This is a genomic window from Chryseobacterium sp., assembly GCF_019236175.1.
Classification (GTDB): domain Bacteria; phylum Bacteroidota; class Bacteroidia; order Flavobacteriales; family Weeksellaceae; genus Chryseobacterium.
Window position 1 is genome coordinate 23,314 of record NZ_JAFAJM010000013.1, and the last position, 23,534, is coordinate 46,847.

Genomic DNA, 23,534 nt, shown 5'->3' on the forward strand with positions numbered 1-23,534 from the left:
TACTGCTTATAGCTTTTCGCTGTACATAAGCATAAGTTCAATATTTGGTAATAACAACGAAAAAGGATAAGCTGTGGAATGTAAATAGTCGACTACAATTAAAAATAACCCTAAATATAACGTATTATGGTTCCAAAAGGAAGATTAATCATTGCTAACATACGCAGTAATCAAAGCAAACCTGAGTTTTCACAATTTATATCCGGCAATAAACCTGAGCGAATTGAAATTATAACTACGGTATTAAGAAGTGAAGCTCACCTTAAAAATGAGTATTGTTCAATGCTGCGGAAGCTTGGTTATGAAGACATCGGATTTATACACATGCTTGATATTGATTTTTTGGAGAGTGATTATCGTGACAGAATTATAAAAACCAATCTGGTTTGTTTTATGGACGGACATTTCGACATATGTCATGTTTTAAAATGTACTTCAATCTGGAAGCTGTTATATGAAAAATACCTGTTTTATGAAAACTTTAAAATTATCGGAATCAATAAAGGAGCCAACTGTCTTGCAGAAATTATCATGAGAAAAAAAGGAGTGAGTAAGGGGTTGGGTTTTGTACCTCATTGCATCATTGATACATCGGTAAGTGGTAATACCAGCTCCAAAGAACTTGTTTACAGTACGGTTATAAATAATGAATGTCTGGGCATAAGAATACCTATGGAAACTTTAATGATTGTTGAAAGAGGGTGTGATGTACATTGTATGGGAGATATGCCATTGTTGATTTTCAATGCAAGGTCTATTGAAAGAAACTATATTGAAAAAGTCAAAAAAGGAAGTTCTGTGTATGTTAAAAATCTGAAGGGATATATTTTGTCTCAAGGCGGAACTTTTAATCTTCATATAGATAGAGTGTCAGTCTTGTAAATAACGCAGTAGGTGATATTAGCATAGTGATCCATACTAAATTCAATAACTTCATTTCATAAAGTATTTTAATGTAATAAGAAAATTAAATGTGAATTAAATTATAGCTTTTTCTAATCGAAAAAAGTTTACTGTTTCATATAAATCACTTTGAAAACTGATATGCAGTTCTTTTAATAATATAATAGAGCCAGTACATTAAAATATAATTTGCACCCAAGCATCAATAAGATAACATATTTATAATATTGTTGAAATAATAATATAAATCTATTCCTATAAATTCCATACAATACAGTGATAATGCAAGAGCAATAATAGTATTTCTTTTTGGGTTCAATATAAAATAAAATAAAAATAAGAGCAGACATAAGGTAAAAGCAGAACACTAACGGTTTTTACCAACCAAATGTCAGTTTTATCGCCGGTAATAATCAAGAAGCTTTTTATATGAACTAATGGTCATAAGAAGGTTGCAAAATTGAAATAGCGGAAAAATCTTTGACTTAGAAATAACCATAAGTATCAACCTTTAAAGATTTATTTTCAAGTTCTATATCCTTATTAGCCTTTTAAGATTGATATCGGTTTGATTTCTATCTCAAATAAATAACCTTAATGTGGTAAAAAGGGATGAGCAAAGGGAACTACTGATGAGTCCCCTTTATAGTATTATTCAGCCTTACTGTTAAGTGCAGTATCTGCAATCTTAGACAGTAACAGGTCACATTTTTTTTCTTCACCTAAAGTATCTATAAAATTTTTGAGACACTTTTTCTCTTTTAGTACCTTTGCAAAGGCAGCTAATGTTCCGTAGGTCGCTATTTCGTAATGTTCCACTTTTTGAGCAGCCGCAATAATTCCGGCATCCCTTACAGCTCCGGGCTTGGTTTCTTTAATGATGCTTTTTCCCTCCTCAAGAATACCTTGCATGGCATCACACTTTTTGGCTTGTGCTTTTTTTCCTAATGACTTAAAACAATCTTCAAGTCTTTCAACGTGAACTTTTGTTTCAGCAAGATGCTTTTCTATAGCATTGATAAGTTTTTTATCAGTAGCATTTTTCATCATTAAAGGAAGCGCTTTTACAAGTGCTTTTTCCGCCCAGTAAATATCTTTTAATGAATCTTCAAGAAGATCCTGAAGGTCTTTGGCTGCATCCTTTTTTGCTGCTGTCTTAGCAGTGTTTTTAACGGCTGGTTTTCTTCCTGGTTTTGCTTTGGCAGTAGCAGTTCTTTTACTGGATGCGTTCTTTGTTTCCATAGTAATAGTATTTTGTGGTTAGTTAAATAAAATCTAAGTAGTTTTTTTATCGTTTTTGTCTTGCAGGCTGTAAACTGTCCGATACAGCAGCGTTGATATTTCCACTGCCATTGCCCGTATTGTTATTGCTTGTTTTTCTTCCACCTATGTGAGTCTTTGTATTGATACTATCCTGTTTTGCTGCGCTATCTTTTGAATTCTGAGATGTTGAAGATGTAGTATCAGGCCGACTGTTTTGTATATTGACGGATTCAGTAGTATTTCTTTCCGTTTCATTTTTCTTACAGGCCAAAGTAATAAAGCTAATGGCTATGAAACATAAAAATAGATTTTTCATAGATTGATTGAAATGTGAGTTAGTGTTGCGTTTGCTGTAGACTTTCAAAATTAAAAGTTACTTTCTTGAAATTATATGAGTATAGTCATAATACCTGCGAAGTAGCTTAGAAACGTTGATGAGATAAACAGTAATTTAGTCTGAAGGTAAAACTGTTTACCACATGAAAGTTGGCCCTGAAACTTGCTTTATGGAATGTCATTGTTTTTCACAACAGTAATTTCTCCGGTGTATTCAACATAAACATATTTAATCAGATTTAAATCATCAGTTAAAGCTGATTTTCTGATTCCCTGCAGAATGTCTTCTTTGCAGATAAGGGCTTTGTCCATATTCGGCTGCAGAAATTCACCCTCTTTGAAAACAAGGATTTTTTTTCCATCCACTGTTTGATTAAAAGACTTATGTTTACTTTTCAGCCAGCTTATGATACGATGGAGAAGTACAATGATAAGACATGTGCTGAGTACCGGTATGAACGGGGAAGCTCCCACTACAGCACGGCTCAAAATGGCGCCCAATAGTATGACGATAATATTATCTGATGCAGAACCTATCCCAAAAGAACGGCGGCCGGAAATACGGATTAATATCAATGCCGAGAGAAAGACCGTAATCCCACGGACTCCCATCTGAATACTATTTAAAGAAGTTCCCACACCCCAAATGTTTTCCAGAATATGCATAATTGAACTTTTAGTAGACACAACAAAAATAATACCGAGGAAATCCAAATATTTAATGATAAATGGATTCAATAGATAAATACATTTCCGGAATATCTGTACAGCAGACATAACAATAATTCCGGGCATTGATTTCATGTCCGAAATTGTTGTATTAGTGATATTTTAATTCATTTCTTCCGGGTTCTCAAACTTGTGGTAAGAAGATTTTATATTTCAGTGAAAGATAAAAATGATGTTGACTATTTTGATACGTTTTTAGAAGTTCTTCTGGTTGAATAATAGTATGGTTAATACCAATTAATAATTATAAGTAATGAAAGCAGCTGTTATACATAGACTTGGTTCCATTACTTGTGATACTGTGGATGATCCCTGTATTAAAGCCCCAACGATATTATTCTAAAGGTTACTTCTACAGCAATTTGTGGAAGTGACTTACATATGAACTCAGGAGGGATACCCCAGCCACGCCCATGGTTATGGGCCACGAATTTATGGTGATTGTTGAAGAAACCGGACAGAATATTACCAATTTAAAAGTAGGCGACAGGGTAGTTGTTCCATTTCCGATTTCGTGCGGAAGTTGTTTTTTCTGCCAGCATGATCTGCCAGCAGCTTGTGAACTTAGCAATCCGAAACATTATGGCCCGGAAGGTGGCCTGATTACATAAAAAGGAGGTGCTTTATTTGGTTATACAGATCTTTATGGGTATTACAGAGACCAGGCTCATCCAAATTTAACGTTGTCTTATTGTCCTTTATAAAAGCCAAATTTAACTATTTTCATCACTATTTTTATGCGGAAGCAATGATACAGTGTAGGTAAGAATAGTAATAACTATAATATGAGATAATTATTTAAATTATTCCGTATAAATTATTTGAATATTTTATTTAGCAGTTATACAAATAAGTAGTTATGATAATCAATGTTTTATATTTTTTTTTGCGTGAATTAATTTTTTAATTTATATAACAATTATATCTATACTTGAGCTTTATATACTATTTTTGAATCTCAGTATTTAAAACAAAATTAATAACTAACCATTACAATTAAATATGAGACAAATTCCTACTTTAATAGGACTGCTATTTTATCTTCTATGTCTTTCTCAGTCTGTAAAAGCACAGGCAATATTGGAAAAAATTGATAATTCTTTTTCCACAACAGCAAAGGTGACAGACACAGATGGAGACGGAATCCCTGATGATTTAGATAGAGATGATGATAATGACGGAATTCCTGATGCTTTGGAATGTCCGGGAACTTTTTACTGGACGGGACCCATTACTTTTTCCCCAACAGATAATAAAATTGCTACAGGAACTATTAACGGAATTGGTTTCACTTATACATCAAATAAGCCCTTAGAAGCAACAGGGAGCTTATATAATTATGGTTTCTTTCCTTCTTCTTACGGCTTACCGAATAATAACCCAACTATTAAAAATACCCAAGTTACCCATAATGTACTGACCTTCTCTTCTCCAATGACCGATCCTATATTGGTTTTTTCCTCTATTGGAAGTTCAAATACATTTGTACCCATTATATTTAGCAATCCTATAGAGATTATATGGTCTGGTACAGCAGGTGGTAGCTTTACTGTAAATTCACAAACCCAGATCACGGGACAGGAAGGTTACGTTATTCTTAGAATACCGGGTATACACACCAGTATTTTCTTTGATTATACTGTGGCAGAAAACTATGCTAATTTTACTTTTGGTGCTACTGTACCACAGCCATGTGATTACGACGGAGATGGTATTCCCAATTCTCTTGATCTCGATTCCGATAATGATGGATGCCTGGATGCTTTGGAAGGAGATGATAACGTCACTTCTGCCCAACTAGTCAATGCTGCTGGAACATTAAGTGTAGGGACTGGATCTATTGCACCTAATAAAAATATTTGTGCAGATGCATCGTGTGTTGATTCTCAGGGAATTCCTATTCTTGTTAACCCAGGAGGCGGTGCTGACGCAGATCATAAACAAGGGCAAGGAGTGGGTAGCTCACAAAACATCAACGCTTGCAGCAACTGCTATAAACCGGGACTTTTGGTAGGGACATCTTCCGATACAAAATTGGGAATAACTGCTTTGGGAAGAGCCGGGGTGGGGAATCCGGATAACTGGCCTATGGTAAGGAAAGGGGGATGGATGGCATTAGAGGCAAAAACGAAAGGAGTTGTTCTTAATCGTGTGACTTTTGACACTCTAGGTAATCCTATCGGTATATCCCCATCGGATTTTATTGAAGGTATGACAGTTTATGATACCACTAATAACGTTATAAAAATATATACCACTAAAGATAATGCAGCAACATTTAAATGGTATGAAATGAAAATACAGACCTGTCCAGGTGATTATTAATACGATTTTAAATTCATATTCATATATTTTTGGATATTCAATTTTATAAAAATCCTATTCAATATTCATTTGTTGAATTATTTAAGAATTTTATTTTTAACAGAAGAAAAACATTAATGTCAAGCTTCTTAAAAGCTCTGGATGATTCTCAGATAAGCTCTGTTTATATTAAATGAGATTTAACGCTCTTTAAATTTTTTAAAATGAAAAAAATAATTATACTAACTACTTTTTTATTATCTTTTAATCTATATTTCACCCAAGTAGCTATCGGTAAATCGTCTGTAAGTAATCCATCTGTATCTCTTGAATTTGCCGATGGCAATAAGGGAATAATTCTTCCCTGGGTGACATCGGCTGCCTCTGTTATAGGAGCTGTGGATGGTACGGTTATTTATGATATTTCTGACAAAAAAGTAAAATACAGAAAATCGAGTATGTGGACAGATCTAAGTATTGACACAACTGGCACAGTGAATACAACATTACAAAATTCCAAAACTGAATTAGTCGGTGCTAAATTAGCTATAGGAAGCAATAGCAGTATAGATACTACTTCTGGAATCCTTGTTCTGACTGATAATAACAAAGCTATGGTGCTTCCCAAAATGGATAATCCACATTTGGTTATTGTAAATCCAGCCGCAGGAATGATGGCTTATGATACGGCAAATCATCAGCTTGCCGTTTTTAACGGGACTGTTTGGACTTTTTGGAAACCCTAGAAGAGCCATTTCAGAAAATTTATTGGAGATTGTCTGTAAAGACTATTTTTGTGATTGTCTTGAAAAAAATAGGCTAATATTTAAAAAAATAATTAAATTCAAATAGAAACTTTTTAAACGGATTACTTATAAAATTGCTACTGAAGAATGGATGAAAATATGAGCTATTATATTAGTATAAGTATGATGAAATCTCTTTTTTTATTAATTTCTTGCATATATTGTGCTCAATCCCCTAAGAAAACTGGAGTAGAAGTGTTGATTATGAATCAGTATGATAGCATCCAGTATTCTGACATCAGACTGACCAGTAACAGTGAAAAGTTAAAAAATCTTGTGGATCAGTCTAGAAAATTAAATTACACTCCCGGAATAATAAAGGGAGTCATTTTATTACAATCATATGCAACCAGACAGGGAGATTATGAACTTTCTGAGAAATACGGTAATCAGGCTGAAAAGATGGCTTCTGCAGATAAGGATTATAATTCATTAAGCCTTATTACCATTAATAAGGCAAATACAGCAATAGGGTTGGGATTACTTTCTGAGGCAAAAGAAATGATACGTCGTAATAAACCCAATGCAGATAAAATTCCGAATAAAGCTGATAAGGCAAGGTATCTTGCGAACTCTTATCTGATGCTTTCCGGTATATATTCCAGATTGAAAAAAAATGATTCTTTAATATATTACGTAAAGAAGAGCCTGGATGTTATGGAAACTGTTCCCGTAAGGGAGCTTACGGAGTTACAAAAAGCAAAATATTATCATCTGTATATCTATCAGCTTATGAATATGGGCATTATCTGCCTTGAAAGAAAGACCCCGCCCGATCCGGTTCTTGCAGAATCTTACATTCAGAGAGCCTTAAAGTTTTCCAAAACTTATCCGCAGTATTTCAAACTTTGCGATATTGAAGTGTATGAAACTGCGAGCTACATTTACCTTAAAAAGAAGCAATATGAGAAAAGTATATATTTTGGTGAAAAAGCATTAAAAATTGAAAGGACAAAACGCAAGCCCGAAGAGAGACTGTCTATATATAACGACCTTAAAGAGACTTATAAAGCTTTAAAGAATGAAACTGAAGAACTGAAATATCTGAAGTTATATACCAATTTGAGTGATAGTATTAAGAATGCTCAAAAAATGACAGTTATAGACCAATCCAGAAAAGAAATTAATAAAATCAAAACTGAAACACAAAATCAATCCAGTAAGAATAATCTGAAAATCAGTTTAATTGCTATCATAAGCATATTGATAATAGTCATGGTATCATGGATTTACAATAGAAAAAAGAATAATGCGTATCGTAAAAGAAATGATGAACTTATTACTAAACTGAAGAATCAAGAGAGAGAAAAAGAATTGAATATTGAAAAAAATGTAGTAACATCCAATAACATAATGTATTCTGAAACAGAAAAAAAACTTTTAAAAAAACTGAAAACTTTTGAAGATTCAGGTAAATTTTTGAAATCAGAAATATCGTTGAATTATCTTGCGAGTCAGTTCAAAACGAATGCAACCTATCTATCGCAGATTATTAACAATCACAAATCTCAAAATTTTAATAATTATATAAATAGTCTAAGGATGAAGTACATTACAGATAAATTATACAATGAAAAAAAATACAGAGAATATAAAATAAGCTATCTTGCTCAAGAGTGTGGCTATGCTTCATCTCAGGTTTTTGTCAATGCTTTTAAAAATGAGCATGGCGTAACCCCATCTTACTTTATTAAAAATCTTACTAAAGAAGGTCAGTTAGAACACGGAATGTGATACAAGACGTTGCGCTCGAACCAATAATAGTAATTTTTACATAATATAGTGTTGGATTTGACTAAAATTTTCCTAGTAAATGCTGTGCCCAATTAATTTAGCGTTGCAAAAATAATCATGTTCCTTGTATCCCGGGATCTTATTCTGTATTGCTTTCTCTAATTTGAAATATCCTGTAATTTTTGCTTAATTATTATTTATTATAGCGGATGCTAAAAATGATTCAGGTCATAATTTTTAGTCAGGATTGTCAGTAATTTATTGCATAAAATAAATTTATATGAAATATAACGAGGCAATACTATATAAAAATGAGGCTGTAAAAAATGCGGATCAATCTGTTCTGGAAAACTATTATATTATTGTTGTTCCGGCTGATACTGAAGAAAGTACTAAATATATTGAAGAGTATTCAAAACAGCCCGGTAAATTCAAAGATGAGAGTTGTAAGAAGTATTGTTCAAATGGAGAATATTTAGTGGTTAGTTTTAAGAAAAAAATTGAATGATAAATTACAATAGTTGATAATTATTTCTTCAAAACATCTTTTGCCTTGGTAATCCTATTTCATGTTCCTGTGGATAAGGCTTTCGCCAGGTCATGCTGATATCTTCATGCAGATTACGCTGAGCTTCCAATGATTTTTCTTTATCCATAGAATATCTTGGATCCGGAATAAAAGGCATTTTCGCCATTTTATTAATGGTAATGGTGGGGAAATGGAAATCGACCTCTACTGTTCCCAATAAGAGATAGCAGCCACCACCCTGAAAAGGATATTCTTCAAGACAGTTTGGAAAATGAGCGGTGTCAAAATATTCTCCTTCCGCATCAATCCAGGTACCGAAATACATCGTTCCTTTTTTGGTAGGAACATGTTTTCTTGAAATAAGATAAGCGAGCATTTTAACCTGTTGTTTATGAAACCTCAATAAATCTTTTACTAAAACGGAACCTCTGTATCGGGTCTGTAACAAATCAAAAGGACTGAAAGAAACGGGAAAACCTAATATCTCTATTTCATCAAAAGCGTCTTCAAAGCGGTTTCTTTCTATAGTGGGAAGCTGATAATCTTTTTGTGGCTCATCCAGTAATGTGGGATGCCTAAATGCTATTTTATTATTCCCCAAAAGAAATCTTGATTCAATCAGCAGTTCATGTTTTTGTTTTCCGGTAAAGCGGAATGCGCCGATAAAGATTAAAATTTGCAATGTTTCGATCCCAATAGCAATTCTTTTGACAAAATTTTCCAATGATGTATATTCTCCATTTTGAGCTCTTTCTTCAGGAATCAACTGTGCTAATTTTGTTTCCAGCCTTTCAATATGCATCAATCCCAAATAAACATCAGAACCATAAACCGTTGTCTGATATTCACTTAAATTGACACAAGGATTATGGATGGTAGCTCCCGACATTCTGGCTTCATGAATATAGACTTCAGTTCTGTAAAACCCGCCGCCGTTATTGATAGCGGAGACCATAAATTCGATAGGATAATAGACCTTGAGAAATAAGCTCTGATAACTTTCTACGGCATAAGAAGCGGAATGTGCTTTGCAAAATGAATATCCTGCAAAAGATTCGATCTGCCGGTATACTTCCATGGATAATTGTTCGGGATGTCCCAGCTTTTTACAGGATTCAAAGAAATTATCCTTTACCTTCTGTAAAGCTGATAAAGATCGCCCTTTGCCACTCATGGCCCGTCTTAGTACATCTCCATCAGGAGCGGATAACCCACCAAAATGCAGGGCGATTTTAATAACATCTTCCTGATATACCATAATGCCATAAGTTTCTCCCAGTTGTTTTTCAAAAACCTCATGGAAGTACTCAAATTTTGTAGAATGGTTATGTCTGAAAATATATTCCCGCATCATCCCGCTTTGAGCCACGCCGGGTCTAATAATGGAAGAGGCAGCTACCAGTACTTTATAGTTGTCGCATTTCAGTCTTCGGAGTAATCCTCTCATTGCAGGAGATTCAATATAAAAACAGCCAATCGTTTTTCCGGAACTTAAGAATTCATTGCATCGGGCTTCGTCTTTTGAGAGAGAAGTGTCCCGCATATCAATATCAATTCCTCTTTTTTCCTTCACCAGCTTTACCGTATCATTAATAGTTCCTAACCCTCTTTGTGAGAGAATATCAAATTTTTCAAGGCCAATCTCTTCAGCAGTGTACATATCGAACTGTACGATCGGAAAACCTTTGGGAGGCATTTCGAGTGCAGAATAATTGGTTATAGGTTCTTCTGAGATCAGAATCCCACAGGAGTGCATGCTTCTCTGGTTAGGAAACTTTTCTAAAAGCTTTCCGTAGTAATGAACCTGTTTGGATACTGAATTATTATCATGTTCCTGGATGGGTTTGGTTGCCAGTGTATCCAATTCCTCTTTCGGAAGGCCAAATACTTTTCCTACTTCCCGGAAAATAGAACGGTATTTAAATTCAACATTGGTTCCACAGAAGGCAACATGGTCTTTACCATATTTATCAAAAATATATTCAAGGATGATATCCCTGGTCTGCCAGCTCCAGTCAATATCAAAATCAGGAGGCGTTTTGCGGTTGAGGTTTAAAAACCTTTCAAAATAAAGATCCAGTTCCAAAGGACATATATCAGTAATTCCGATGCAGTAACTGACTATTGAATTGGCACCGCTGCCTCTTCCTACGTGCATAAACCCCATTCGGTTGCTGTATTGGATAATATCCCAGGTGATGAGAAAATAAGCACAGAAATTAAGCTGGTCAATAACCTCCAATTCTTTATCCACTCTTTCTTTCGCCTGTAGATTATCCTCGGAATATCTTTTAGAAAGTCCCTGATATGCTAACTTTTTTAAAAGCTTAGAATCATTTTCTTTGCTGTCTGTGAAATGCTTTTTGTTTTTAGGTCTTGAAAAATCAAAATCAAAATGACAGCTATTGACAATATACTTTGTGTTTTCAATAATCTGTGACTCATGGTAAAATTGAGCGAGAAGCTCTTTTTTATCAGTAAACATTTCGTTGTCTTTACAGTAATCAGCTTCTGTAAGCTTACTGATCAATGTATTGTGATCAATAGCCCTTACTATTTTATGCAGCTCATATTCTTCAGGGGTGGTAAAGGTAACCGGATGAAGAATAACCATTTTATAAATGAACTGTTTTAATTCCGGTTTAATCAAAAGATTTAACTGGTTCTGTCTGATGCCTATAAATTCATGATCTGCTAATTTTTCAGGAATATTCTCCAGTGGGTAAATAACAAAAGTATCTGTAAAATCAGGATTTGCTTTAGGAATTTCAATGTCTTCACAGTTATATGCGGTTAAAAGCCTGTTGACTTCTGCAATGCTTTTTTTATTTTTGGCCAGGCAGATATAATACAGTTCACCCTGAACCCTTATTTCCACTCCGACGATCGGTTTGATATGATGATCCTGACAAAGGTTATAAAAATCATAGATCCCGGTAATGGTATTGATATCCGTAAGAGCCAGGGTTTTAATATTAAAATGTACAGCCTGCTCAACCAGTTCTTTAATCGAAATGGTTCCATACCGAAGGCTATGATAAGAATGACAATTCAGAAACATCTTGTACTATTTTAATAAACCTGAGGCTCTTCCTACACTTGAAGTTCCAAACCTGTTCTTGATTTTATCCATCGTTTGGTACAAGGAGATCAGTTCTTCCGTATCTTCAAAGAGATCCATTTGATGGCATCCGTGAACCAGTCCGGTAAACTTTACTCCAACTAACCTGATTCTCATCCGTCTGGTATATACTTTTTTAAAGAGTTCTAAAACATACCTGAGCAGAGTATGGTCAGCTGAGGTGTAAGGAATTCTGCATTGTTTGGTTTCCGTATCAAAATTGGCATAGCGGAGTTTTACCACCACTACTGATACCAGCCATTTCTCTGCCCGGAGCTGATAACAGAGCTTTTCAACCATTCCTGAGAGTATACTTTGAATCCCCTGAATATCGATGCTATCCTGGGCAAAAGTATCTTCTGTAGAAATAGATTTTCTTTCCGAATATGGGACCACAGGATTTTCGTCAATTCCGTGTGCTTTTTTCCAGAGTTCATTTCCGTTTTTACCAATCAATTGCTGAAGTACATCAACAGGCATTTCTGAAAGAGTCTGTATGGTTCTGATGCCCAACCTTGATAGCAGCTGAAAGGTAACGTCGCCAACCATAGGAATCTTCTTTACCGAAAGTGGGTTCAAGAATGATTGAATGTCACGCTGTTTGACTTCAAACCTTCCGGTTGGTTTTGATTCCCCGGTTCCGATTTTGGATACGGTTTTATTGGCAGACAACGCAAAGCTTATGGGTAAACCTGTGTTTTTCTGTACGCTTTCTGCGATTTCATATGTCCACTTATAGCATCCGAAAAACTGATCCATTCCGGAGAGATCCAAATAAAATTCATCGATACTTGCCTTTTCCACAACAGGAACTTTTTCCTGGATAATTTCCGTTACCATATGGGACATGTTGGAATACATTTCCATATCTCCCTTAATTACTTTAGCTTCGGGACACAACCGTAAAGCCATTTTAATCGGCATAGCGCTTCTGACTCCGAAAAAACGGGTTTCATAAGAGCAGGACGCCACTATACCACGGTCTCCACCTCCGATGATCACAGGCTTTTTATCCAGTTCGGAGTTTTTCAGCCTTTCACAGGAAACAAAGAACGTATCCAAATCCATATGTACAATTGCTCTTTCCATGTGACAAAATTAGTCACGTTTTGAAACAAATTTTGTATTTTTGTTGTCTAAAATTGTAACAATGTCAAAATTCTCTGATAACATCGTGTTTTTGAGAGGAAAGAAAAATATGACTCAGCAAGAACTGGCAGATCTATTAATTCTTACCCGATCCAGATATGTCGCCTATGAATATGGCAGAACAGAACCTCCTATTGAAATATTGCTTAGAATTTCAAAATTCTATAACATAAGCATCGACTTATTGTTGACTGTAGATGTCAGAAAGTTTTCTATCGAGGAACTCATGGAGCTTCCTGAGAATAGGATTGTTCTGCCGATAAAGGTTGATCAGGATGGAAATAATCAGATTGAGATTATCCCCCAAAAAGCTTCTATGGGCTACTTGAATGGCTATGGAGATCCGGAATACATAGAAAGTCTGGAGACCATATCATTACCTTTTTTAAAAGGTGGTAAGTTCAGGGCATTTCCAGCTGACGGAGATTCAATGCCCCCCTATAAGAACGGAACCTATATCGTAGGAAAATATGTAGAAAATCTTTCGGATTTGAAAACGGACAGAACGTATGTTTTCATTACTACCAATGATGGTATCAGTTACAAAAGGTTTCAGTTTCATGAAGCAGATGGTATATGGGTGAAGGCTGACAATCAATTTTATGAGCCTTATAAAATTCCATTGCCTGAAATTAAAGAGATCTGGGAATTTGCCTGTAGTATTAATACCAAAGAATATGAGCCTGATGAATTTGCAGAACACCATATTCAAAATTTTATCACAGAAATTAAAACTGATATCAGACAGATCAAAGAAAAAATGGGAGATAAAAATTAATTTTTTTTTTGAGTACATGGCATAATCAAAAAACTTCCCCACGGAAAGTAAAAACACAAATGATGAAAAAATCCCGAAGTAACAGGATCTTGCTAAGATAAATATTTTATTATAAATGAATCATGACCCAATTGAGCTTACTTCACGTTTGACTGCCTGGTATGGCGACGCAAAATCGTACGATTAAACCGATAATAATACGACCAGAAGAAATGAATGAACTCCCGAACTGTATGCTTTAAAAGGAAGAATAGGAAAAGAGTTCGGTTATCAATTCAATGGTGTATTGCTCAATCTTTACCGGGATAATAATGAATTCGGTAGCATGGCATCAGGATAAAGAAAGCAGCTATGGAAAGCATCCGTCATTGCATCTATCAGTCTTGGATAAACCAGAAAGTTTGATTTCAGAAAACAAGCCCCCCATCAAAGCAAATACAGTTTGCCACTCCCTCACGGATCACTCCTTATTATGAAAGGCGATCTTCAGGAAAACTTGGAGCACAGAATTGCCAAATCAAATACAACTATATGTACCAACAGCCCAATATGAAAAAGGATCAATAAGTTTTATATCATCAAGAGTTTGATGCATATAATCGTTTATAAATTTGTCATTTACAAATTTATAAATAATTACTAATAAATGATTATCCTAAAAATCGTCTTCTTCTTTCTCTTTTATAATTTCCACTATCTTAGGTTTGAATTTGTGGATATTTTTCCACAAGCTTATCAATGTATTTCCACAAAATATATAAATTTTCTATATAAATCTTCTGATATCTTTACTCCTGTAATAACAGTATCAATTAACATATATAAAGAATAAAGAATGGGTAAGATTTATACAAAATTATTTTTTGCATTACTAGCTTTAAGCCCTGCTATTGTCTTTTCTCAGACAGGTAAAGTTGGTATTAATACTGCAAATCCCGGTTCCACTATGGATATCTCAGGATCATTAGCAGCAAATTATAACATTATCAATACAAACTCTTATAATTTAACCTCATCAGATTTCCATGTGTCTTATAATGGAAGTTCCGATGCTATTTTTACTCTGCCCCCTGCCATAAGTGGAATTGGAAATTATAAAGGACGTATTTATAGAATTAAAAATAATACAAACTTTAGCATTACAGTAAATCCCACATCTCCGGAGACCATTAATGGTAGCCCCAGTGTTATTGTGTCCGCAAACCAAAGTATAGAACTTGTTAGTACTGGACTTACAGGGCCTGCTTCAACATGGGAAATACTTTCAAAAGTGACGGCGAGTAACGGTATTGCATTGTCAGGTACAGATGTAAAACTGGGAGGAACTCTTTCGCAAGCTACTAATATTGCAATGGCTGGATACAATTTGAGTATTAACGGTACAGGAAAAGTACTGATGGGAACCAATACTGTACCAGCGGGTGGATCTAATGCAAAAGTTATTATTGACAACGGAACTACTAATGGAGCTCTTCAGATTAAAGACGGTACTCAGCAGCTGGGTTATGTACTTACAAGTGATACTGATGGTTTAGCAACATGGTCATCCACTGTTACTACGGCATTTGCGAATAATTGGACACCATATACCGGAACATTGATAAATCCTTTTACAGGGGGCACCGGGGCCTCTGGATTGAATACGGGAATTCAGGTGACAATTCCGGCCAAAGGCTGGTATTTTTTCCGATGTGGAGTCGCTGTCAATTCTGACTGTAATGATTACTTTTTCTATATTAATGGGATTGGTGATGTCTGGAGAAGCTACTGTGGATCAAACACTGCTGCATTCATGTTTCCAAGAGATCAGAACCGTGTATTATATTTTGCGACACCGGGAACGTATGCTGTCTTTGCGGGTAAAACAAATGGAGTCATACCAGCTTCATTCAATGCCGGAAATCCCTCTTTTTATCTGGATTTTGTAAAATTCCAAAACTAATATAGTAGCTTTTTTTACCTAAAATAGGAAACTTAAGAGATTCTAGAAACACATAAAAATACTGTAAGGAATAAATACTTGCAGTATTTTTTATAGAAATGTTAAATCTTGTTGCATAGCGTAGGAAATTGGTTCACATCTGGTATGTGAATCACAGGGATCTTTAAAGCAGAGAACGATAAAGCTGTTTCCTTTTCTTGTTTTTGAAAAACTCAATTCAAATTATTTTTAATACATCTTGTGAGTAAAATACATTTTGTTCATATTTTAAAAAATGTATAGTTTATTAATATGCTATTTATAATTTATAAAATAGCTTTATAGACCTGCCTCTTTAAAGGCAGGTTTTTTCTATTTGCAATCTATATAGTGTTGATTATTAGGTGTTTTTTTTGTTTTAATAAGCGCTTTGAATACTAACTTATAATTCATAAGAATAAAAATACAACAACTAAAAGTATATTTATAAACTATAATAGGTATATTTGTATACTAATTTATTTGATATGAATTTTGATCTTATAAAAGCAGTTGTTGAACTTGTTCAGCAATTCATACAACAGAATGAAGATAAAGTTCAATACAGTAAGGATCTTCAGGGGTTTACAGAATGGATCAATGCTACTTCGAAATCTTATTCTGAGCAGGAACATCCGGATTGGGTAGGAAAGGAATTAGGAAGAAGTTCTGATAGTATCATCAATACGTTATTGATAAGAATGGGAAGGTATGCAAAAACGTACTCCCGTTCAATTGGTAATTCCGTTTTTTCAAGTCAAGATGACTTTATTTATCTGATAAGCATGAAAACCATGGGAGCTATGACAAAAATGGAACTCATAAGATATAATGCTAGTGAGAAATCTTCAGGGATACTTATTATTAACCGCTTGATCCGTAATGGCTGGGCTGAACAGACTACCTCTCATAAAGATAGGAGGGTTCAACATATTCAGATAAATGAAAAAGGACTTTCTGTGCTGGATGAGCACATGGATGAGATCCGTAAAGCTTCAAAGGTGGTAGTGGGAAATCTGAACCATTCTGAACAAATGCTTCTTATTGCTATACTTTCTAAATTGGATGAATTCCATGATTCTTTTTACCGTATGAATATCGAAGCGACAGACTTGCTGGATATTGTCTATAATAGACTGAACTGACAACATATTGAGAGAGTCTGTAAAACTATTAAATAAACAACAATGAATACTGGAAACTTAAGAAAGAAAATTGCGGTGATAGGTTCCGGATTTTCCGGAATCTCAGCGGCAGCTTATGCAGCAAAATCAGGTAATGAAGTACACGTATTTGAAAAGCACCATCAGCCAGGGGGGCGTGCAAGGCAATTTACAACAGATGAAGGATATGTGTTTGATATGGGGCCCAGCTGGTATTGGATGCCAGATATTATAGAGGGGTTTTTCAGTGATTTTGGCTGTAAAACATCCGATTTTTTTAATCTTGTTTCTTTGGATCCTCAGTTTGAAATGGTTTTTTCAGAAGAAAAAGTTGCAGTTCCCAGGAAAAATAAAGATATCCGCAAGCTCTTTGAAAAAATAGAAACAGGAGCCGCTATGCAATACGATCAATTTATGCAGTCTGCCCAATTTAAATATGAGGTGGGGATGAAAGAATTTGTCACAAAACCTTGTTATAACTGGCTGGAATTTGCTTCTCTAAAAATAGCGGAAAATGCACTGAAACTTGATCTTTTAAGCAATTTCAGGAACTATGTTTCTGGATATTTTACTGATCCCAAACTAAGATCTCTGATGGAGTTTCCGGTTATATTTCTTGGAGCATCCCCGCAGCAAATTCCTGCACTTTACAGCCTTATGAATTACGGAGGATATGTTTTGGGAACAAAATACCCAATGGGAGGGTTTTATCAGCTTGTTCTCGCGATGAAGGAAGTGGCGGAAAGACAAGGGGTAATCTTTCATTTTAATCACGAAGTACAGAAAATCAATACAGAAAACGGAAGGGTATCTTCCATAATAATAAATGATGAAATGTATGAATTTGATGCAGTCATTGCTTCCTCAGATTACCATCATACAGAAACATTGCTTCCAAAATTACAGAGAAATTACAATGAGGCATATTGGAAAAACAGAACCTTTGCTCCTTCCTGTCTTATCTACTATCTTGGAATTAGAGGTGAGATTCCTCATTTAAAACACCATACCTTGTTCTTTGAAAATGAACTGGATAATCATATAGACTGTATATATATAAATAAGAAATGGCCTTCCAAACCGCTTTTTTATGCCTGTTGCCCATCTAAAACAGATCCGGAGGTAGCGCCTGAAGGTTGTGAAAATCTCTTTTTACTGTTACCCCTTGCTCCTGGAATACATGATGAAGAATCTATCAGAGAAAAATACCTGTTGGAGATGCTTGAAAGAATTGAAAAACATACCGGTGATGCTGATCTTATTTCCAGGATAGAATATAAAAGAAGCTATTGTGTAAGTGATTTTATTTCTGATTATAATGCTTATGAAGGTAATGCCTATGGGCTATCCAATACTTTATCACAGACAGCTGTCTTGAAACCCAAAATAAGAAACAGAAAGATCAAAAATCTTTTTTATACAGGACAGTTAACCGTTCCCGGTCCAGGAGTGCCACCATCAGTAATTTCCGGAAAAATTGTAGCGACTGAAGTCAGTAAACTAAAAATAAAATAATATGAAAAAATTGTTTGATGAATTGTCTTACGAAGTGAGTAAGTACACTACGCAAAAATACAGCACCAGTTTTTCATTGGGAATACTGGCATTGAAGCCTTCCATCAGACCTGCTGTTTATGCTGTTTACGGGTATGTGCGCCTGGCAGATGAAATTGTGGATAGCTTTCATGGCTATGATAAAGAGAAACTTCTGAATAGATTAAAGTCCGAAACCTATCAGGCGCTTGAAGATGGTATATCACTCAATCCTATTTTGCATTCATTTCAGGAAACCGTTCGTAATTATGATATAAACAGACAGCTGATTGATCAGTTCTTACACAGTATGGAAATGGATCTTCATAAAATTGATTATAATTCTGAATTGTATAAAGAATACATCTATGGATCTGCGGAAGTTGTAGGACTGATGTGTCTGCAGATATTCACAGAAGGTGACAAACAGCAGTATGAGAAACTCAAACCCTTTGCCATGAAACTGGGATCTGCTTTTCAGAAAGTTAATTTTTTACGGGATCTGAAAGATGATTATCAAATTTTAGGAAGAACTTATTTTCCGTTCCTGAATATGTCAGTCTTTGATAATACAGTTAAAAGGCTGATTGAAAAGGAAATTGAAGAAGAATTCAAAGAAGCGTTGCAGGGAATTAAAAAACTGCCAGGCTCATCCATTTTCGGAGTATACCTAGCCTATAGATATTATCTTTCCCTTTTTGAAAAAATAAAGAAAACAAGTTCCCAGAATATATTACAGCACAGAATCAGGATTGCTAACTCACAAAAGCTGCTGCTTGCTTTCAAAAGTTATATTCGTTACAAGTCTGCTTATTACTGATTGTAGAAATCCGTTTGAAATGATTTTGTGGAGCGTTTAAAAATCAATAAAAAATAAATGATGTACAGATTATACAGAGAACAACAGCTTAACTGCAATATTGAAACGGCATGGGAGTTTTTTTCATCCCCTCATAATTTATCAGAAATAACGCCTGATAGTATGGGTTTTGTGGTTCTTTCCGATGTGAAGGATAAGCCTATTTTTAAAGGAATGGAAATAGATTATACAGTCTCTCCTTTATTGGGGATCCCCATGAGGTGGAAAACCATTATCAGCCAGGTTGAACATTATAAAAGTTTTACAGACTTTCAGAAAAAAGGTCCCTATAAGCACTGGAATCATTTTCATGAATTTATTCCTAACGAGCATGGAGTACTCATGAAAGATACGGTAGACTATGAACTTCCCATGGGATTTTTAGGTAAAATAGCTCATCAGTTATTTGTAAAAGAAAAGCTTAAAAGTATTTTCGATTTCAGACACAGGGTTTTAAATGATCTTTTTAACAATAAACATAACGAATCATGAATGTTCTGATCGTTTTAGGTGTGTTTATTTCTATGGAAGGAGCTACATGGCTTATTCACCGGTATATTATGCATGGTTTCCTTTGGATCCTGCACCGGGATCATCATGATCACAGTCATGATGGCCAATTAGAAAGAAATGACTGGTTCTTTTTTATTTTTGCAAGCCCTTCTATTGCCTTATTATATCTGGGAGTACAACAGGATTTTAGTTATTGGTTTTTTATAGGTCTGGGAATAAGCCTTTACGGCATGGCCTATTTCTTTGTGCATGATATTTTTATTCATCAGAGGGCTAAGATTTTCACTAAAACAAAGAATCCGTACTTTCTTGCCATCAGACGTGCTCATAAGCAACATCACAAGCATCTGGGAAAAGAAGATGGAGAATGTTTCGGTTTTTTGTGGGTACCTGTTAAATATTTTAAAATGTATTTCAATAAAAAATGATGCCTTATACTTACATACTGATTAACTTTTTCACTGTCATTATCTGCTTTTTGGCATCTTTTGACAGGAGAATACAGTTTAATACACTTTTTGGGAAATTTTTGCTGTCTTCCACCATTGTAGCCATTCCCTTTATTGCCTGGGATATTTGGTTCACGGCAAAGGGAGTATGGTGGTTTGATCTCAATTATACTTTAGGATTTAAAATAGCGGGACTTCCAGTAGAAGAATGGTTGTTTTTCTATTGTATTCCTTTCGCTTGTGTTTTTACTTATTATTGTCTGGAAAAATATTTTACCCTAGATTGGATTAGTGTTTTAAACAACCTAATTGTATTTACATCTGTTGTTGTTCTGGGTGTGGTAGGGCTTCTATACTATGAAAGAATATACACTTTGTTGACCGTAATTGTAATGCTAATTACCCTTTTTTATCTGCATTTTATCGCTCAAAAAGATTGGCTAGGAAAGGCCAGTTTTGTGTACTTGCTTTTAATGCCTGGATTTTTCGCGGTAAATGGAATTCTGACAGGTTCTTTAATTTCTTCGCCGGTTGTTAATTATAATCCTGATGACTTTTTAGGGATTAGAATGGGGACTATCCCTGTTGAAGATGCTGTTTACGGTTACAGCCAGTTTTTACTCAATATTTATTTCTTTAAAAAAATAACTAAAAATGAAAAATAGAATAATTTTTACAGTATTGCTAAGCTTTGTATTGTTTAATAGCATGATATCCTGCTCTTCGATGCCTGAAAAAGCGGAGCCTGTAAGTCAGTTTGATATCAATCGCTATTTAGGAACCTGGTATGAAATCGCAAGATTTGATTACCGTTTTGAAAAAGATCTTGATAAAGCGGTGGCTCAGTACAGCCTTAATGCAGATGGTAGTGTAAAGGTCGTCAATAGTGGATATAATTTTAAAAAGAATAAATGGGTGTCTGCTACTGGGACTGCTAAATTCAGGGGTGATAATGATACGGCAGCACTAAAAGTAAGTTTTTTCGGGCCTTTCTACGCCGGTTATAACGTCGTTGCACTGGAAGATTATAAATATGCATTGGTTGCTGGTAAAAACTTAGATTATCTCTGGATTCTGTCCCGTGAGAAGACTATTCCTGAAAACATACAACGAAATTTTATATCTAAGGCTCAGGAGATTGGTTATGATACATCAAAACTTGTTTGGGTAAAACAGGACAAAAAAAGCCCGTTTGATAAATAATTATATAAACTTTAAAAGAGAAAAAATGCTCAAAATACAAGCACAATCAAAAATACCTACCGATTATGGGATGTTCACAGTATATGCATTTTCAGAAAATGAAGAAGACTGGAGTCCTCATATGGTTTGGGTGGCAGAGAATACAGATTTTAGTACAACTGTAAATGTACGTTTTCATTCGGAATGTATTACAGGAGAAGTTTTTCATTCCAAAAAATGCGAATGCGGGCAGCAGTTGGATGCTGCAATGAAATATATGTCTGAAAAAGGAGGGGCAATTATCTATCTCCGTCAGGAAGGAAGAAATATCGGAATTATTAACAAACTTCGGGCTTACGGACTTCAGGAAAAAGGATTGGATACCGTTGAAGCCAATTTGAAGCTCGGGCTACCAGCGGATGGTAGAAACTTTGATGTAGCCGTTGAGATGCTGAATATTCTAAAGATAAAAGAGATCAATCTACTAACTAATAATCCAGACAAAATTAAATCTGTGGAGAGCAGTGATATTATTCTCAACAGCAGAATTCCTCTGGAAATAGACTCTAATGAGATGAATCAAGGTTATCTCATTAAGAAAAAGAATTATTTTGGCCATCTTTTAGAGAAGATATAATATCTTAATCTAAGGTATGATGTTTTTAATGATATATTTAAATTCAGAACCCCATGGAAAAAATTCTGCTTACTGGGGCTACCGGATATATTGGTAAAAGAATGATCAGTGTCATTGCTGCGCAAGGATACAAAGTGGTATGCTGCTGCAGAGATATCAATAGGTTTGAGGCAGGGATGGATGTTGATGATCATCGCGTTGAAGTAATTGAAGTTGATTTTCTGAAACCGGAAACATTAAAGAACATTCCTGAAGATATAACAGGAGCGTATTATCTGATGCATTCCATGAGTGCTGCTGAGGATTATGAAGATACGGAAAAGAAATGTGCCTATAATTTTTCTGAATATATAGAAAAGACGCAATGCAAACATATCGTTTATCTGTCGGGGTTGGTGAATGAGAAGCAATTGTCAAAACATTTAGGTTCGAGGTATCAGGTTGAGAAAATTCTTATGAGTGGTAAAGTTCCCGTCACTGTTCTTCGGGCAGGTATCATTATTGGTTCCGGGAGTGCTTCTTTTGAAATTATAAGGGACCTTGTTGAAAAATTACCAGTGATGATCGCTCCTAAGTGGCTGTATACAAAATGTCAGCCGATTGGAATTGCTAATGTCCTGGATTTTCTGATTTTTATTTTGTTTAAAGAACAGGCTTACCATAAAGACTTTGATATAGGATGTGATGATATTCTCACCTATAAGGATATGTTACTGAAGTTTGCGGAGGTAAGGGGTTTAAAAAGAACAATTTTTACTCTTCCGGTGATGACTCCAAAGCTTTCTTCCTATTGGCTGTATTTTATTACTTCAACCTCTTATAATCTGGCAAAGGCACTTGTGGGGAGTATGAAAGTAGAAGTTGTGTGCAGACCGGAAAGCTTATTACAGATTAAATCCATCACCCAGATACAGCCGTTTTCTTATGAAACTGCACTCCAAAGAACATTGGCAAAAATTCAGGCCAATGAAATCATCTCAAGCTGGAAAGACAGTTTTATCAGCAGCCGGAATGATTCAACTTTAAAAGAATATCAGGATGTACCTAAATATGGTTGTTTTACAGATCTAAGGAGTGAAGAGTATGACAGTAAGGAAGCTTGTGTGAATAGGATTTTCCAGTTGGGAGGTAATAATGGATGGTATGGGCAGGAGCTATGGAAAATAAGAGGTTTCATTGATAAAATGTTTGGCGGACCGGGACTTAGAAGAGGGAGAAGGCATCCCTCAGACCTTAAAGAAGGAGATGCTTTGGATTTCTGGAGGGTTTTGTATGCAGACCGTAAAGAGGGGAAGCTGATTTTATTGGCAGAAATGAAGCTTCCCGGAGAAGCCTGGCTCATGTTTAAGGTGTATAAAAATAAGCTATGGCAAAAAGCTGTATTCCGCCCAAAAGGCCTGTGGGGGAGAATATATTGGTTTATGGTCCTTCCATTTCATGGAATTATTTTTAAAGGAATGGTTAAAAACCTTGGTGGAGGTAAGTAGGCTGTCATCAGTTGTAAAACATAATCATCATAAACTTCCATGATAGAAAGAATTATGCCTTTGAATATGAGGTCAATAGTTTAACATGCAGTAATTGTT

At 35.1% G+C, this 23,534-nt stretch carries 21 protein-coding genes and 1 pseudogene; 17 read left to right on the plus strand and 5 right to left on the minus strand.

The genetic code is table 11. From position 1 onward, the window contains the following. The first annotated feature begins 126 nt into the window (after positions 1-126). A complete protein-coding gene (locus tag JO178_RS10215; RefSeq protein ID WP_291935020.1) occupies positions 127-882 on the plus strand; it encodes a hypothetical protein in 756 nt (251 codons plus the stop codon). A gap of 672 nt (positions 883-1,554) precedes the next feature. Here the strand turns inward: JO178_RS10215 and JO178_RS10220 are convergent. The 3 genes from JO178_RS10220 to JO178_RS10230 all read right to left on the minus strand — a co-directional run bounded on the left by JO178_RS10220 (position 1,555) and on the right by JO178_RS10230 (position 3,168). Continuing rightward, complete coding sequence (locus JO178_RS10220) at positions 1,555-2,145, minus strand: ferritin-like domain-containing protein (protein ID WP_291935022.1); 591 nt, start codon at positions 2,143-2,145, stop codon at positions 1,555-1,557. A gap of 46 nt (positions 2,146-2,191) precedes the next feature. After that, positions 2,192-2,482 carry a hypothetical protein gene (locus JO178_RS10225; protein ID WP_291935024.1) on the minus strand — a complete coding sequence of 97 codons (291 nt, stop codon included), beginning with the start codon at positions 2,480-2,482 and terminating at the stop codon, positions 2,192-2,194. A 188-nt stretch (positions 2,483-2,670) separates the two neighbouring features. Beyond that, positions 2,671-3,168, minus strand: a complete 498-nt coding sequence (locus JO178_RS10230) for a YetF domain-containing protein (protein ID WP_291935026.1) — start codon at positions 3,166-3,168, stop codon at positions 2,671-2,673. A 316-nt stretch (positions 3,169-3,484) separates the two neighbouring features. On the opposite strand from JO178_RS10230, the pseudogene JO178_RS21515 reads away from it, so the two are divergent. The 5 genes and pseudogenes from JO178_RS21515 to JO178_RS10255 all read left to right on the plus strand — a co-directional run. Then, positions 3,485-3,803, plus strand: a pseudogene (locus JO178_RS21515) (alcohol dehydrogenase catalytic domain-containing protein); the annotation flags it as partial. Positions 3,804-4,233: 430 nt separating this feature from the next. Beyond that, entirely contained in the window at positions 4,234-5,556 is a 1,323-nt protein-coding gene (locus JO178_RS10240) for a hypothetical protein (protein ID WP_291935028.1), read from the plus strand. A 203-nt stretch (positions 5,557-5,759) separates the two neighbouring features. Further along, positions 5,760-6,281, plus strand: coding sequence for a hypothetical protein (locus tag JO178_RS10245; protein ID WP_291935030.1), 522 nt, complete (start codon positions 5,760-5,762; stop codon positions 6,279-6,281). A gap of 264 nt (positions 6,282-6,545) precedes the next feature. Further along, a complete protein-coding gene (locus tag JO178_RS10250; protein WP_291935032.1) occupies positions 6,546-8,075 on the plus strand; it encodes a helix-turn-helix domain-containing protein in 1,530 nt (509 codons plus the stop codon). A 280-nt stretch (positions 8,076-8,355) separates the two neighbouring features. Further along, on the plus strand, positions 8,356-8,583 hold the full coding sequence (locus JO178_RS10255) for a hypothetical protein (protein WP_291935034.1): 228 nt from the start codon (positions 8,356-8,358) through the stop codon (positions 8,581-8,583). Positions 8,584-8,611: 28 nt separating this feature from the next. Here JO178_RS10255 and dnaE read toward each other — a convergent pair whose 3' ends face one another. Both dnaE and dinB read right to left on the minus strand, forming a co-directional pair. Beyond that, on the minus strand, positions 8,612-11,665 hold the full coding sequence (gene dnaE, locus JO178_RS10260; RefSeq protein WP_291935036.1) for a DNA polymerase III subunit alpha: 3,054 nt from the start codon (positions 11,663-11,665) through the stop codon (positions 8,612-8,614). A gap of 6 nt (positions 11,666-11,671) precedes the next feature. Next, complete coding sequence (gene dinB, locus JO178_RS10265) at positions 11,672-12,814, minus strand: DNA polymerase IV (RefSeq protein ID WP_291935038.1); 1,143 nt, start codon at positions 12,812-12,814, stop codon at positions 11,672-11,674. Positions 12,815-12,875: 61 nt separating this feature from the next. On the opposite strand from dinB, the gene JO178_RS10270 reads away from it, so the two are divergent. The 11 genes from JO178_RS10270 (at position 12,876) to JO178_RS10320 (ending at position 23,435) form a co-directional block, all read left to right on the plus strand. After that, a complete protein-coding gene (locus JO178_RS10270) occupies positions 12,876-13,652 on the plus strand; it encodes a LexA family transcriptional regulator (RefSeq protein WP_076350859.1) in 777 nt (258 codons plus the stop codon). Positions 13,653-14,487: 835 nt separating this feature from the next. After that, positions 14,488-15,594, plus strand: a complete 1,107-nt coding sequence (locus JO178_RS10275) for a hypothetical protein (RefSeq protein WP_291935048.1) — start codon at positions 14,488-14,490, stop codon at positions 15,592-15,594. 506 nt (positions 15,595-16,100) lie between these two features. Beyond that, positions 16,101-16,757: a MarR family transcriptional regulator gene (locus JO178_RS10280; protein WP_291935050.1), complete on the plus strand. Its 657-nt coding sequence runs from the start codon at positions 16,101-16,103 to the stop codon at positions 16,755-16,757. Between the two features lie 42 nt (positions 16,758-16,799). Then, positions 16,800-18,290, plus strand: coding sequence for an oleate hydratase (locus JO178_RS10285; protein ID WP_291935052.1), 1,491 nt, complete (start codon positions 16,800-16,802; stop codon positions 18,288-18,290). A gap of 1 nt (position 18,291) precedes the next feature. Continuing rightward, the gene (locus JO178_RS10290) at positions 18,292-19,128 is read left to right on the plus strand and encodes a phytoene/squalene synthase family protein (protein ID WP_291935054.1); all 837 of its coding nucleotides are present in this window, start codon (positions 18,292-18,294) and stop codon (positions 19,126-19,128) included. A gap of 57 nt (positions 19,129-19,185) precedes the next feature. Beyond that, positions 19,186-19,659 carry an SRPBCC family protein gene (locus JO178_RS10295; RefSeq protein WP_291935056.1) on the plus strand — a complete coding sequence of 158 codons (474 nt, stop codon included), beginning with the start codon at positions 19,186-19,188 and terminating at the stop codon, positions 19,657-19,659. Further along, complete coding sequence (locus JO178_RS10300) at positions 19,656-20,108, plus strand: sterol desaturase family protein (RefSeq protein ID WP_291935058.1); 453 nt, start codon at positions 19,656-19,658, stop codon at positions 20,106-20,108. Before JO178_RS10295 ends, JO178_RS10300 begins: the two co-directional genes overlap by 4 nt. Further along, positions 20,105-20,794: a lycopene cyclase domain-containing protein gene (locus JO178_RS10305; protein ID WP_291935060.1), complete on the plus strand. Its 690-nt coding sequence runs from the start codon at positions 20,105-20,107 to the stop codon at positions 20,792-20,794. The genes JO178_RS10300 and JO178_RS10305 overlap by 4 nt, the downstream gene beginning before the upstream one ends. Further along, positions 20,784-21,332 carry a lipocalin family protein gene (locus JO178_RS10310; protein WP_291935063.1) on the plus strand — a complete coding sequence of 183 codons (549 nt, stop codon included), beginning with the start codon at positions 20,784-20,786 and terminating at the stop codon, positions 21,330-21,332. The genes JO178_RS10305 and JO178_RS10310 overlap by 11 nt, the downstream gene beginning before the upstream one ends. A 25-nt stretch (positions 21,333-21,357) precedes the next feature. Next, positions 21,358-21,948: a GTP cyclohydrolase II gene (gene ribA, locus JO178_RS10315; protein ID WP_291935064.1), complete on the plus strand. Its 591-nt coding sequence runs from the start codon at positions 21,358-21,360 to the stop codon at positions 21,946-21,948. Between the two features lie 53 nt (positions 21,949-22,001). Then, a complete protein-coding gene (locus tag JO178_RS10320; RefSeq protein ID WP_291935067.1) occupies positions 22,002-23,435 on the plus strand; it encodes an SDR family oxidoreductase in 1,434 nt (477 codons plus the stop codon). The last annotated feature ends 99 nt before the right edge of the window (positions 23,436-23,534 follow it).

Coding starts and splice junctions, on each gene's coding strand:
- JO178_RS10275 (WP_291935048.1), top strand. CDS start 14,488: ATGGGTAAGATTTATACAAAATTATTTTTTGCATTACTAGCTTTAAGC.
- JO178_RS10240 (WP_291935028.1), top strand. CDS start 4,234: ATGAGACAAATTCCTACTTTAATAGGACTGCTATTTTATCTTCTATGT.
- JO178_RS10285 (WP_291935052.1), top strand. CDS start 16,800: ATGAATACTGGAAACTTAAGAAAGAAAATTGCGGTGATAGGTTCCGGA.
- JO178_RS10300 (WP_291935058.1), top strand. CDS start 19,656: ATGAATGTTCTGATCGTTTTAGGTGTGTTTATTTCTATGGAAGGAGCT.
- JO178_RS10305 (WP_291935060.1), top strand. CDS start 20,105: ATGATGCCTTATACTTACATACTGATTAACTTTTTCACTGTCATTATC.
- JO178_RS10255 (WP_291935034.1), top strand. CDS start 8,356: ATGAAATATAACGAGGCAATACTATATAAAAATGAGGCTGTAAAAAAT.
- JO178_RS10280 (WP_291935050.1), top strand. CDS start 16,101: ATGAATTTTGATCTTATAAAAGCAGTTGTTGAACTTGTTCAGCAATTC.
- JO178_RS10290 (WP_291935054.1), top strand. CDS start 18,292: ATGAAAAAATTGTTTGATGAATTGTCTTACGAAGTGAGTAAGTACACT.
- JO178_RS10310 (WP_291935063.1), top strand. CDS start 20,784: ATGAAAAATAGAATAATTTTTACAGTATTGCTAAGCTTTGTATTGTTT.
- JO178_RS10250 (WP_291935032.1), top strand. CDS start 6,546: ATGAATCAGTATGATAGCATCCAGTATTCTGACATCAGACTGACCAGT.
- JO178_RS10225 (WP_291935024.1), bottom strand. CDS start 2,482: ATGAAAAATCTATTTTTATGTTTCATAGCCATTAGCTTTATTACTTTG.
- JO178_RS10245 (WP_291935030.1), top strand. CDS start 5,760: ATGAAAAAAATAATTATACTAACTACTTTTTTATTATCTTTTAATCTA.
- JO178_RS10270 (WP_076350859.1), top strand. CDS start 12,876: ATGTCAAAATTCTCTGATAACATCGTGTTTTTGAGAGGAAAGAAAAAT.
- dinB (WP_291935038.1), bottom strand. CDS start 12,814: ATGGAAAGAGCAATTGTACATATGGATTTGGATACGTTCTTTGTTTCC.
- JO178_RS10220 (WP_291935022.1), bottom strand. CDS start 2,145: ATGGAAACAAAGAACGCATCCAGTAAAAGAACTGCTACTGCCAAAGCA.
- JO178_RS10295 (WP_291935056.1), top strand. CDS start 19,186: ATGATGTACAGATTATACAGAGAACAACAGCTTAACTGCAATATTGAA.
- JO178_RS10230 (WP_291935026.1), bottom strand. CDS start 3,168: ATGCATATTCTGGAAAACATTTGGGGTGTGGGAACTTCTTTAAATAGT.
- dnaE (WP_291935036.1), bottom strand. CDS start 11,665: ATGTTTCTGAATTGTCATTCTTATCATAGCCTTCGGTATGGAACCATT.
- ribA (WP_291935064.1), top strand. CDS start 21,358: ATGCTCAAAATACAAGCACAATCAAAAATACCTACCGATTATGGGATG.
- JO178_RS10320 (WP_291935067.1), top strand. CDS start 22,002: ATGGAAAAAATTCTGCTTACTGGGGCTACCGGATATATTGGTAAAAGA.
- JO178_RS10215 (WP_291935020.1), top strand. CDS start 127: ATGGTTCCAAAAGGAAGATTAATCATTGCTAACATACGCAGTAATCAA.